This window comes from Pseudoalteromonas sp. JC3, from assembly GCF_030291895.1.
Classification (GTDB): Bacteria; Pseudomonadota; Gammaproteobacteria; order Enterobacterales; family Alteromonadaceae; genus Pseudoalteromonas.
The window spans coordinates 724,323-737,480 of sequence record NZ_CP127856.1; the positions used below are offsets into that span (position 1 = coordinate 724,323).

8 protein-coding genes and 2 pseudogenes are annotated in these 13,158 nt (G+C 41.2%); 3 read left to right on the top strand and 7 right to left on the bottom strand.

Annotated elements, in window-relative coordinates; genetic code table 11:
- Positions 1–410: 410 nt before the first annotated feature.
- Genes QSH61_RS21865 through QSH61_RS21885 form a run of 5 tightly spaced genes read right to left on the bottom strand, consistent with a single transcriptional unit; the run spans position 411 to position 5,437 of the window.
- Positions 411–1,460, bottom strand: a complete 1,050-nt coding sequence (locus tag QSH61_RS21865; protein ID WP_010603933.1) for a sulfate/molybdate ABC transporter ATP-binding protein — start codon at positions 1,458–1,460, stop codon at positions 411–413.
- Entirely contained in the window at positions 1,457–2,341 is an 885-nt protein-coding gene (gene cysW / locus QSH61_RS21870) for a sulfate ABC transporter permease subunit CysW (protein ID WP_010603932.1), read from the bottom strand. The genes QSH61_RS21865 and cysW overlap by 4 nt, the downstream gene beginning before the upstream one ends.
- On the bottom strand, positions 2,341–3,189 hold the full coding sequence (cysT, locus tag QSH61_RS21875) for a sulfate ABC transporter permease subunit CysT (protein WP_206471837.1): 849 nt from the start codon (positions 3,187–3,189) through the stop codon (positions 2,341–2,343). The genes cysW and cysT overlap by 1 nt, the downstream gene beginning before the upstream one ends.
- Positions 3,190–3,194: 5 nt before the next feature.
- On the bottom strand, positions 3,195–4,208 hold the full coding sequence (locus tag QSH61_RS21880; RefSeq protein ID WP_206471731.1) for a sulfate ABC transporter substrate-binding protein: 1,014 nt from the start codon (positions 4,206–4,208) through the stop codon (positions 3,195–3,197).
- 26 nt (positions 4,209–4,234) lie between these two features.
- Positions 4,235–5,437, bottom strand: a complete 1,203-nt coding sequence (locus QSH61_RS21885) for an OprO/OprP family phosphate-selective porin (protein WP_010603929.1) — start codon at positions 5,435–5,437, stop codon at positions 4,235–4,237.
- 186 nt (positions 5,438–5,623) lie between these two features.
- Here QSH61_RS21885 and QSH61_RS21890 point away from each other — a divergent pair, with 186 nt between their 5' ends.
- Positions 5,624–7,111 (top strand): sigma-54 interaction domain-containing protein, encoded by a 1,488-nt coding sequence (locus tag QSH61_RS21890; protein ID WP_010603928.1) that lies wholly within the window; start codon positions 5,624–5,626, stop codon positions 7,109–7,111.
- Between the two features lie 324 nt (positions 7,112–7,435).
- On the opposite strand, the pseudogene QSH61_RS21895 reads toward QSH61_RS21890, so the two are convergent.
- Positions 7,436–8,357 (bottom strand): annotated as a pseudogene (locus QSH61_RS21895) (ISAs1 family transposase).
- 243 nt (positions 8,358–8,600) lie between these two features.
- On the opposite strand from QSH61_RS21895, the pseudogene QSH61_RS21900 reads away from it, so the two are divergent.
- Positions 8,601–8,798 (top strand): annotated as a pseudogene (locus QSH61_RS21900) (alternative ribosome rescue aminoacyl-tRNA hydrolase ArfB); the annotation flags it as partial.
- Positions 8,799–8,817: 19 nt separating this feature from the next.
- Here QSH61_RS21900 and QSH61_RS21905 read toward each other — a convergent pair.
- Complete coding sequence (locus QSH61_RS21905) at positions 8,818–9,177, bottom strand: hypothetical protein (protein WP_174169676.1); 360 nt, start codon at positions 9,175–9,177, stop codon at positions 8,818–8,820.
- A gap of 710 nt (positions 9,178–9,887) precedes the next feature.
- Between QSH61_RS21905 and QSH61_RS21910 the strand changes: the two genes are divergently transcribed.
- Complete coding sequence (locus QSH61_RS21910) at positions 9,888–13,106, top strand: TonB-dependent receptor (RefSeq protein ID WP_206471732.1); 3,219 nt, start codon at positions 9,888–9,890, stop codon at positions 13,104–13,106.
- The last annotated feature ends 52 nt before the right edge of the window (positions 13,107–13,158 follow it).

Consider the following 13,158-nt stretch of genomic DNA (forward strand, 5'->3'; position numbering starts at 1 on the left):
TGGTAGACCGGTTTTATTGGTGAGCCCCGGTCAGCTAGTCATAATAGCCTCAATCCAGTCTTTTCAGGCCGCGCACCACGACTTTGGCGAATGTATGTGCATTGCCAGAAGTCTGTGTTCGATCCTTGATTCCTGTACTTCTGCATTGCCTTGCATTTAAAACAGCTTATCTGAATGAGTAAACCACAATGAAACAAACACAAGCCGTGATTATTGGCGACAGCCTGGTAGGGCTTTCCGCATCGTTATTTCTATCGTACCGCAATGAACAATAGCTTATTTCTTAGCTGCACCGCGTAACAGTAAATTAAGGTATCCGAATACCCCTCTTTCTATAGGGTAATTTAAAGGTATTGAATAAGTATCAATGAGCAGGCACATAACCTGCCCTTAATTGGTACCTCAATTTTTTATGGGAAAGAGGTTAGAAGCGGTAATTCTAACCACACCTGATCGCCACTTTTAAGCCCTTTTAATTGATATTCATGCCTAGGTAACTCAACTTCTATTAACTCATCTAACTGTGGGATCCTTATTTCAAGTCTCGTTAATGGACCAATCGATAAGGACCGTTCAATTTTGGCACTAAGCGAATTATCTTCTAAGCAGTGAGTCAATAATGTGATTTCATGAGGCCTAGCATATACTGTTTGCATGTTTTCTTGGTCAAATATAGATGACACGATCGGTTTTCCACCTGCATCTGTTAAACCTTTCAAAGCAGTCGCATTAAATCGATTTGAAGAGCCTAAAAATCGGTATACAAATTCTGAAGCTGGTTTATCATATACTTCTTCAGGCGTACCGATTTGCTCAATCCTTCCTTCATTCATTAAAACAACTTTATCAGCCACTTCAAGCGCTTCTTCTTGGTCATGTGTGACAAATAAGCTAGTTATATGTAATTCATCATGTAACTTACGTAACCACCTTCGCAACTCCTTGCGCACTTTAGCATCTAATGCCCCAAATGGTTCATCCAAAAGTAAATATTGAGGTTCAATAGCAAGAGCTCTTGCCAGTGCTACACGTTGCCTTTGACCTCCCGATAATTGTGCAGGATAACGATCTGCTAACCAATCAAGTTGAACTAATTCTAATAATTGCATTACCCGCTTTTGAATTTCCGACTCGGATACTCTTTGACTTCGAGGTTTAGCACGTAAACCAAATGCCACATTTTCAAACACGCTCATGTGCTTAAATAAAGCATAATGTTGAAAAACAAACCCTACCTGCCGTTCACGGATACCTTTGCTTTCAACATCTTCTCCGTTTAAATACACTTGTCCAGAATCAGGTGTTTCTAAACCTGCAATGACGCGCAGTAAACTTGTTTTACCGCAACCGGAAGGCCCTAACAGAGCAACCAACCCTCCTTCAGGAAACACCACTGATACGTCATTTAATGCAGTAAAATTGCCAAAATGCTTAAATAGGTTTTTTACTTCTATACTCATGACTTCACACCTTTATAATTCAAGTTTCCTTTAAATATTTCTTTTAATACGAGGGTTATAATAGCTAGAAGCGCCAAAAGAGATGCGCATGCAAATGCAGCCGTAAATTGGTATTCGTTATAAACAACTTCAACATGCAGCGGTAAAGTATTCGTTAATCCTCGAATGTGTCCTGACACCACAGATACAGCACCAAAGTCACCCATTGCTCGGGCATTACACAATATAATGCCGTATAAAAGAGCCCACTTTATATTTGGTAGTGTGATCCTATAAAAAATAGTCCATCCAGAACCGCCTAATACACGTGCTGCTTCTTCTTCATCACTGCCTTGGCTTTGCATAAGTGGAATTAATTCCCTTGCAACAAATGGGAACGTAACGAACAAAGTTGCAAGCACAATACCAGGAACTGAAAAAATAATTTGAATACCCCACTTTGATAAAGTATCACCAAACCAACCTGAAGACCCAAATAGCAGAACGAAAACTAAACCTGCGATAACCGGGCTAACTGAAAAAGGTAAATCAATCAACGTTAACAAAAAGCGTTTACCCGTGAATTCAAACTTAGCAATACACCATGAAGCAGCGATACCAAACACAACATTTAATGGTACGACAATAAGTGCAACCAATAATGTAAGCTTTATTGCTGAAAGCGCATCTGGCTCAGTGATTGATGCAATATACAAAGACCATCCATCTCTAAACGCCTCTAGTAAAACCATGCCTAATGGAAGTAATAGACAAAACCCGATGAATATAAGTCCTATTGTGATCAATAATCGTCGAATATAAATAGGCTCTGTAGTCGCACCTTTATTTACCGTCATTGAGGGTCTATCTATTACAGCAGGATGGTTAATTTCATTAGCCATTATTCTATTACTCCACTTATGCGTTTTTCTCGATATTCAATCCACCCTTGAAATACGTTGATGAATAAAAGCATGACTAATGAAAAGCTCAACATTGCACATGCAATTGCCGTCGCCCCTGCATAATCATATTGCTCCAATTTCGTCACAATGAGTAAGGGAGTTATCTCCGTGAGATAAGGGATATTGCCAGCAATAAAAATGACCGAGCCATACTCTCCCACACCGCGTGCAAATGCTAGTGAGAAGCCTGTTAAGAGTGCCGGAACGATGTGAGGTAAAATTACTCTACGAAAGGTATAGCCGCGATGTGCACCTAACGCAGCTGAAGCTTCTTCAAGTTCCTTCTCGAAATCTTCTAATATTGGCTGTACTGTTCTTACAACAAATGGGAAGCCAATAAAGACTAGTGCGAGAGTAATTCCTATAGGGGTGTAAGCGACTTTAATTTCCCACTCTAATAACCGACTGCCGATGGCTCCATTTGGTCCATAAATAGCTACCAAGGCGATCCCTGCTACCGCTGTAGGTAAAGCAAAAGGTAAGTCTATAAACGCATCAATAATACGTTTTCCCTTAAAGTCATAACGTACAAGTATCCACGCTACCAGGGCACCAAACAGTAAATTAATTAGTGCGGCAACTAACGATGCCCCAAAAGTTAACTTATACGATGCGACAACCTGAGGATCAGTCACAACAGACCAAAATTGTGTCCATGTTAATGTCATCGTCTTGGCGAGAAGTGCCGCCATAGGTAACAGTACGATGACACTTAAATACATCAGCGTGTATCCCAGGCTTAAAGAAAAGCCTGGAATGACTGAGTGCTGTTTTAAACGACTCATTTTCATTATTTAACACGCTTATAAATCTGATCAAAAACGCCGCCATCACTGAAATATGTTTGCTGTGCTTTTTGCCATCCACCGAATGCATCATTTACATTTATGAGAGACACATTAGGAAATAACGCTAAGTCAGCCGGATCAGCATATTCAGGCTTCACTGGACGATAGAAGTGCTTAGCAGCTAATCGTTGAGCAATAGGACTATAAAGAAAATCGAGATAAGCTTTGGCTTCATTTGCGACACCATGGTTTTTAGCATGTTTATCAACAACAGTTACGGGAGGTTGAGCTAAGATACTAATTGATGGCACGACAATCTCAAACTCGCTCGCATCTTTTAGATTATGCGTTGCAAGTAATGCTTCATTTTCCCAAGCCAAAAGTACGTCCCCAATACCATTACGCACAAATGTATTTGTGGAGCCTCGCGCACCAGAATCAAGAACGGGAACGTTCTTATAAAGCTTACTGACAAAGTTTCTCGCCGACTCATCATCACCGAAGTGTTTCTTTGCAAACGCCCACGCGGCTAAAAAGTTCCATCGTGCGCCGCCTGAAGTTTTAGGGTTAGGTGTTATAACGGATACTGAAGACTTTATTAGATCAGGCCAGTCCTTAATATTCTTTGGATTCCCTTTACGAACAAGAAATACAATACTGGAAGTATAGGGTGCACTATCATTCGGTAGCTCTTGTTGCCAATCAATATTAAAAAGCCCTGTTTTTTCCGATATGGCATCGATGTCATAAGACAGAGCTAATGTAAGGACATCTGCTTGTAGGCCATCGATCACAGCCCTAGCTTGTTTTCCAGCACCGCCATGGGATTGCCTAATGGCAACATCTATGCCTGTTTTTTGTTTATAGTCTGCTATGAAAGCTTGGTTAAACTCTTTATAAAATTCACGTGTTGGATCATAAGAGACATTCAGCAATGTCTTTGTTTCTGCTTGAACTTGGCTAATAAACAGTAGGCTGATCAACCCTGATAGTTTTAGAAATGACTTTAAATTCATAATTTTATCCCTTTATTGTTTGTAGTTTAATAATTAAGTTGCAGCCGTGCTGATAGCAGTTTTTCGGTATCTCGATCACCGCCACTAGCGCCTCCCCTAAAGCGGGTATGCTCATAATTGAAAAGTAGCTTCAAGTTATTGTGTGCATACCAGCTTAAGCCGATTGCCGCAGAGTCTGCTTGTTGTATAGAACGAGAAAGGTCAGCATGATATGTAAATACATCATCATCTATATCAAGAGAGCTAAGGCGACCTATAACCTCCCATGCTCCATAAGAAGAGGTGGGTTTAATGCCTTTCCAGCTATTTTTTTCACCTGTTAATGACCAACTTGTAACCCATTGCCAACTTCGGTTATGAATAGACTGCTGTTGCCCAAGATCATTATTCAGTTCTGAATTTGAAAGGATGTACTCAGCAAAGCTACCAAAACGACCATTAAAATAAGTCAGGTGAGGTGCAAATCGTCTTTCGTGTCCATCCCTAAAGCTATTGTCCTTATAGCGGAAAATAGTACGTCGGCTCGAAGTTTTATAGGTTGATAAATCAGTATTATCTGATGTTTCACTTAAACTAGCCGCAACACCAACCCCTAATCCTCTAAATGATTCTGGTTGCCAATGAGCGCGAATAGTAACCGCTTTGCCACTATCAGAGTCATTACTGGTATCCTGCCTGTCACCAGCATTGTTACTAACACCGATACTATATTCGCTATGATTTGTTTGATAATTCCATGTCACACCAACATCACGATTTGGTACCAAATTATCTGTCAAACCGCGTTCAATAAATAACAACCGAGATCCTGATTGCACTCTTTCTAGGCCAATAGGCGATTTAAATTTACCAATTCTCCAAAAGCTGTTTTCTCCAGCCCTCCAATCAATGTAGGCATCTAATAAACTTCCATTATTACCATCCCCAAATTCAGGTAATATTCTGAAACTAATACTGTCAGTTAGCTGGCCTTTAGCATCAATTCGAGCTCGTCTAATTAAAAATGAGCTCTCATCTACATCGTCATCAAAAATAAAGCGACCATCAGCTTGGATTAATGCCCCAACTTTAATTTTTTTGCTCCAATCACTTACTGATTTGCTCTTTAATTCAGCCAGTTGTTCTTGTATTTCTTTAATTTGATCGGATTGGCTTGCGGGCGCACTGTTCGCTGATGCTGAATTAATGATCAGCAACAACGAAACGATAACTACTAAAGGTTTTGTCATTGTTATTCCTATACTTGTTTAATTGATTTCATTTAAAACATTGCATAGAACTGACCAACATCTAACTTATTGATATTAAAGCTTATAACAAAATGTTTGTTTTTATTGGTTTATATATAACCATAAATTCGTTATATTTAACGAAAACGTGTAATATAAAACCATAATTTCAATTTGAATATTGCTATGTTACTTTCACAAAACTCCCTACTCATGCTTTGGAAACTAGTTGCGAAACAACCTAAACTTTCGCAAGTCATGCCAGAATTGTTTAGACAAATACAGCAAGAGATCCCCATTGCCGGGTTGAAATTGTTATACATAGAAGAAAATCCAATGAAGCTTCGCTTTTTAGGGAGTGCTGGATCCAATGAAAATATAGATAAATATCTAATAGACAACGTAGAGGGATGGCTAATTTCTGATAAGAAGTTGCATATTCTTCCAGCAGCTGAGATGGAAATGCAAATCTTAGTTTGCACAATGATGACTGAGAGTGGCAAAACGATTTTGCTTACCTTGAGATGTAATTCATCACTCACACTTGAAGTACACAATAACTTATCGGAGATTTTATCCATTTTCCTTGCGGCGGCGGAAAATGAATTAAGACTGGATGATTTGAATCAACTTAAAAATATTTCGGAATCAGATAAATTATCATTCTTACAGCGCACTGGCCGTGACTCAGTCAAAGACCATATCGTGGGGATATCTAATGGACTGGCCGAAACAATGCATAAAGTCAATTTAGTCGCGCCGTCAGATTCTACAGTATTAATTTTAGGTGAAACTGGTTCTGGAAAAGAAGTGATAGCCAGAGCAATACATCAACAATCATCAAGAAAAGATCAACCGTTTATTCGTGTTAACTGTGGTGCTATTCCGCCTGAGTTAGTTGACTCAGAGCTTTTTGGCCATGAAAAAGGTAGTTTTACAGGTGCCTTAGAAAATAAGAAAGGCTGGTTTGAAAGAGCGAATCGAGGAACATTATTCTTAGATGAGGTTGGAGAACTTCCGCTATTTGCTCAAGTAAGACTTTTACGCGTTCTTCAAGAGGGCACATTGACTCGGGTAGGAGCGGAAAGCGAAACATGGGTTGATGTTAGGATTATTGCTGCAACCCACAGAGATTTACAACAACATGTGCATAAAGGGCTGTTCCGAGAAGATTTATGGTACCGCTTGCATGTCTTTCCTATTTTTATACCGCCTCTAAGGGAGAGAGTTTCAGATATTCCTGAGTTAGCAACGCACTTTATCAAGCGAGCCTCTAAAAAACTTGGATTGCCAATTCCCTATATTACTGAGTCACAGCTTCAACAATTGTGTGAATATTCATGGCCGGGAAACATTAGAGAGATGCAAGTAGTGATTGAGCGAGCCGTAATTCTCGGTGAAGGTAATCGTCTCGAGTTAGTAACAGCATTAGGCAACATCAAAACTAATAAGCAAACGACAGCCCTCGAACCTATACTTTCTATCGAAAATGATGCCAGTCAACTTTCGCTTGATGAAACAATCATAAAGGTGATAAAAGAAGCCTTAAAACAATCCCAAGGTCGAGTTGATGGTTATTTCGGAGCAGCTAAGATACTTAATATTAATCCGAATACACTACGCTCAAAAATGCGAAAATATAAAATCACTATAGAAAAGAAGGCATCTAATTAACGAAGCTTTCTTATATTATTTACAGAGGAAAAATAAAAACTTACATACATAGAAAGACACAACAAAATATCTCCGTAAATTGCAATTGTCTTCCACCATGGAAAAATAGCTAATATAGGATAGAGACTAAGCCAAAACAATGTGTATAACGCAAAGATTAACAGAGTAGATATAAGCATACTTGTTACAAGGCGGTGCTTTTCTTTTACAAGAAAAATTCCAATGGAGATATAAAACGATGCATTAAAAATAGCTAATAGTCCCCTAAAGTTCCATGCTGATATCCCTAACCACCAACCCAGGGGCGGAGCATACTTTGATTACTTATAAGCCAAAGAACACCTGTGCCCTAAATTTGTCGTTCCAGCCAGCAGTTTTCAATTTGCTACGTTGACTCGGTAAGCCGCATTCACACTGCTTGAGCATATTCATTACAAAACGCCTGAATAGGGCCATATTTTCCACCGCACCATCGAGACAAATTCTTGATGAATCCTCTTTAAAAACAACATCTAATACATAGTGCTGATAGTTCTCTATACGCCAGTGTTGACGGATGTAGTGGCCTAGCTCCTTATTTTTTGGTGACATTGAGCTGACGTAGTAGCTGGTATCAATACTGGTTTTACCGCCGCTGGTTCTGCGTTGTTCTACCGCAATGATGCTGCGAATTGTCGGCCAACTCACCGCTAACGCTTCGTCTAATTTTGGCTTGAGTTGATACACTATCCGCGTCTCTGTGCGACCATGTGCTTGCTGCTTTACCTCGGTTACGACATGCTCTTTACCAGCATCGAATACGCGTTGAAATTGATCGGTTACAGCCTGATATAGCTTGGGCTGATTCTTTTTAACCTGCACCACAACATCGGCTTTTTTCGCAGCGGTCATTTCAAGTGTTTGCCGTTGACAATGTAGCGCATCCACTGTGATAACACTGCCCTTAATATCAAGCACTTCAAGCAATTGCCGCACAACACTTATCTCGCCTTGCTTGGTTTCAGTGGACTGTTGTGACAGTACTAACCCTGACTCTGTATCGTATGCAGTAACAAGTTGTTACGCCGTCTTTTTATCGCCGCAACCAATCCTCCTTCGACTCGCCATAGAGCTGGATATCTTGCCAACCTTCAGCACCTGCCATGATGGCACTAATAACAAGGAAAATGACATCAACTAAGTCGTGCTTTTTGTTAATATCAGAGCGAGTTTCTTCTACAACTGTAAGGTGTTCAATCAGGTTCATTGGTTGCGCTTAGCAATGGGATTGGCACTATTTGATCATAAATTAGCTAACAGTGCGATCCCGCCCTGAGAAAGAAATCAAGTTGCTTAACCTGCATTTTTTATTAATAGCCTCTAAAAGTCAGTCACCTTATAAAAATAGTATTGGATTGATGAATGTCAATATTTATAAAGATTTTAATTTAAATTAAAAAATTGTTTTTATTTATTAATTTAAATTTTTGATAACCTTTTTGATTCTGGGAAAGCACAGAGCTTTCGCACCCAAGAGCAAAACAAAGAAGATGCCTTGGAGCGGCTAAAAACACTGATCCTCGCGGCCACCAAAGTTGAAAAAACACGCAGAGCCACCAAGCCAACAAAAAGCTCGCAAAAGAAACGCCTGAATCAAAAGACCAAACGGGGCCAAACCAAATCATTGAGGGGGTCGGTCAATTGGTAAGGGTTTAATTGAACTTAGCCTAATTGTTGAGGATGGTTTCGTTTTTCTTGTATCTAATAAAAGCAAGGTTTGCCATCAAAATTAAAAACCCAATACTTAAATAACCCAAAAACAATATGAAAGTAAATGAGGTGATTTTTAAATCAACACTGGATGCTATTAGTAGAAGTATATTGGAAAGAATACTCGACACAAAGATGGTTACAGCTACTGTATTAGCATGTTTTAATCGCTCAGAAGAGGCTGACAGTGATATTAGCGCTACTATAAACCAATGATAATTTGAAAAGGCTTCCTCTTTCACAACAATGGTGTAAATCATTGTTACGATGAAACCAAGCATCGGTAACAAAGCTACAGAATTTAAAAATTTACTCATAATGTCCTCTTGAGTGTATATCGCTAAGCAGATTGCTCTTCCCCAAAAGTAACACCGTTTGGCGTTTTTACTGGGATCCTAAATCTAAGAATAATACTACAATTATTGGTGCTAATTTGGCAAAACATGTTTTGCCGACAGATCATCTCAATAAATAACCTGAGCTTCGGATAATTAATGCCTTCCTAGTAGCCAGTTTTAGCGCTAACTGCGTAAATTCGCCTTGTCTACAGGAAGTAGGTACCTTAGCGAGAGCAGGGCGCAGAGGCGGTGTTATCTCTAAAACTCTCTGGCTAGACAAAGAGGTAAATTAAGTTGTGCGTTAACAGCAATGAGTTAACTCATTCCTTTTCCAAACCTCAGGTTAAATAGATTCATAGTTATTTGTCTCAAAGGGGATGCTGATTTACTTTGAAGTCGCTCTGAGTGATCCCCAAGCTCGTTACTTTCCTCCAAAGAAAAATCTATTTTATTGCTTTTTATTTCAATGCAATAGCATATTTCGTCAATGTTTTCATAAAAAGTGTTTGCTTTTTAGTCTGTAATGTTAAAAAGTAACAGTGTAATCTTTAGTTTTTGTTAGTAAGTAACATGTGATGTGTTAGGGGCGTTTAGAGCACGTCACTGTGTGGTAGGTTTTTGGGCTGTGGTGCTAGAGATGGCATTGCTGGCTTTTTCACTGGTTTTTAAAAAGAAGAAAGGAACAAAAAATGTCAAAACTAGTCACCGGTATTGGTAAACATAACCCTAAACGAAGCAAACTGAGCCTTGTGGTTTCATCTGTACTTCTTGGGTTTTCTCCACTTTGGGTTGCCGCCGAAACTGTGGGTCAAAATGACAGCGATGTCAAATCTGCGACTGAGAACGAAGCGGTTGAAGTCATTGAAGTTCGTGGGATCCGAGGCAGTATCAATAGTGCCCAAAACATCAAGCGCTTCGCTGATACGGTCAAAGACGTGATCACGGCGTCAGATATCGGGGCATTACCAGACAAATCGGTGACTGAAGCGCTGCAGCGTGTGCCGGGTGTTACGATTGAGCGATTTGCATCGTCCGATGACCCTAAACATTATGCTGATGAAGGTACAGGCGTGTTGGTTCGTGGCCTGGACAGGGTTCGCTCTGAGGTGAATGGCAGAGACGCTTTTAGTGCAAATCCGTCAGGCGGTTTGAGCTATGAAGACTTTCCTGCTGAATTGCTAGGTGCGGTGGAAGTGGTTAAAAACCAAACTGCGGATCTTATTTCAGGCGGTATATCTGGCACGGTAAACCTTATCACCCGCAAACCATTCGACTCTGATGAGCGGCTTATCTCGTTCAATGCAAAGGCCAACTATGGCGACTTTAGAGAAGAAGTGACGCCTTCGTTTTCAGCGTTGTTTTCCGACAGTTGGGAAACCAGTGCAGGTAAGTTCGGATTCTTAATTGCGGCTTCCTCATCAGAATATCAGACTCGAGGAGATGGTGTTGGCCTTGGCAATTTCCACTCTCGAGGCGATTCCTTTATTCCTACCTTGGATCAATGGGGTGGCATAACAGGTGTTGATCCATCATCGCCTGTGGATGGCCCCGCTTTACCAGGGCAACCAGCTGGCAGTGTATGGCATGTGCCTGTCGCTATCCATATGAGCACGGCAACTAATGACCGTGAACGTACCGGCTTAACCTCTTCACTGCAGTGGGCAAATGCCGATGAGACCATAGTTGCGACATTAGAGCACATTCGATCAGAAGCGTCTCTTGAGTGGAACGAGCGCCAAATAGGACAAGCAGCTCAAGGCTTTAAAGGTTTTATGGGGTCTTCACAAAATTGGACTGAAAGTACGGAAAGTGGCCATCCACTCACTACAGATGATGGTTTTGTGACTTCCGGCATCGCACTTGGCGTGAGCCCAGAAACGCCATTCTTTTATCGTAGCCGCTGGAATTACAACGAAAATACCGTGAAGGACACTTCATTTAAACTAACGTTAAAACCAATAGATAGATTGACGGTCGATTTTGATTACCAGCGGATCGACTCCGACAAAGAAGTGCAAAACTACAGTATGTCGGGTCAAACACGGGGAAACCATGTCCACGTTGTCTCGCCTTATTTCCTAGATATGCGTGGCTCAAGGCCGACAGTAGAGTTTCTCAGTGACAATATTCTTACGGCAGGTTGGTCACCCAATGAAGATTGGAATGGACCTGTGCCTAACCTATTTTTGGGCAGTGGTATGGAGCAGGTTGAGCGCAATACGGCAGAGTCAGACAGCGTTAAACTGGATTTTAAGTATGAGCTTGACGGTCATTTCACGAGTGTCAGTTCCGGTTTTTATATGTCAGATAAAGACTTAACGGTACGAGATACCGCTTACGAGGGCTGGTCTGCAATTGGCACCCCTTGGATCCAAGATGACCGAAATGCCGCGGCGGCGGTAAATCGTCCAGAATTATTTGAGCGCGTTGATTTTTCAGATTATTACAATGGTCAGGTGTTACAGGGGCCGGTCAATAACTTCTTGTTCCCAAGTATGGATCTGGTGAAAAACTACGCCGACTCTTTGCGTCAAGGTTGTCGTGATGGTTGGCACAATGCCACCAACAGTGCGGCAAACAACGGCACATGCTCTGGCACTTATGTACCTTATGCAGACAAACCCAATCGCGTTGAAGGCCCATTCGCCGCACACAATATAAGTTCGACCAACGAGAAGCGTACTGAATTTTACATTCGCGGTGATTTTGACTTCGAGTTTCAAGACATTCCAGTGGTGGGCAACATTGGCCTGCGCTACGTAAACTATCAACTTGAGTCTACGGGCGCTTTGGTGCAACCCGCCCTCATCAAACGTGGTGAAGAGGGGACATCACTTAATAATGTGATGCAGCAGGCAGAATATAAGCGATATTACGACATTGCAGGGGGAGAGTCCGAACTCAGTACCGTTGATGGCACAGATTATAGCACTTTGCTTCCGAGCTTAAATTTGAGTTTTGGTGTATCAGAAGACGTAGTGGTGCGATTTGGTGCATCAAAAGCGTTGTATTACCCAAGTTTAGTTGATGCCAGAAATATCAGTATTCTTAACTTGGATTACACTCGCGTGCTACAAACTCCCGGCGCTGATTACGACGAGGCAACTAACCCCGTTGTTGGGCTAGACGATATCAGTCTAACGGCGCTTTCTGGGAATCCATATTTAGAGCCTGAAGAAGCAATTAATACTGATTTAACTACCGAATGGTATTTCGCGTCCGCAGGTTATGTGACGGTAGGACTATTTCACAAAAAGCTAGATAATATAATCCGTAGCCGCGCCTTTGATCTTGATGTGTCTTATGGCGGCGAAGATTATGATGTCTCTGCTTATGGCCCTGCTAACACTGGCTCTGGCACCATTCGTGGGATGGAGTTTTCCTACTCACAATTCTACGACATATTACCGGGTGCATGGAGCGGTTTAGGTTTGCAACTTAACTTTACCTATATCGATCAAGATGGACTTGAAGACCCAAATGAAGTCTCTAAAGGCACGCTTGGTTTCGATGAAAATGGAAACCCGCTAACCGATAATCGGAATACCTTCCGAGTGTTTGGAGGTTTGCCGCTACAAGGTTACTCTGACCAAAACTTTAATATCATTGGTATGTATGAGTACGAGGATATTTCTTTTCGCCTTGCATACACTTGGCGCTCTGAGTATTTGCTCACACTTAGGGAATCTGAAGAGTACGTCCCTGCCTATGCAGAGGCGTCAGGTATGATGGATGCAAGCTTGTATTACACCATCAACGACCATTGGAAAGTGGGTTTTGAAGCCAGCAATTTATTGGATACGGAAACCAAAACCAAGTATCAGATGGACCAAGCTGGGACAAAAACGCAGGCACTTAACTTTACCACGGATAGACGTTTTGCATTGAGCGTCCGTGCGACTTTCTAACGTCAGCAAAGGCCAAGTGCAGCTTGGCCTGATACCAATCGCAGTAAGTCAA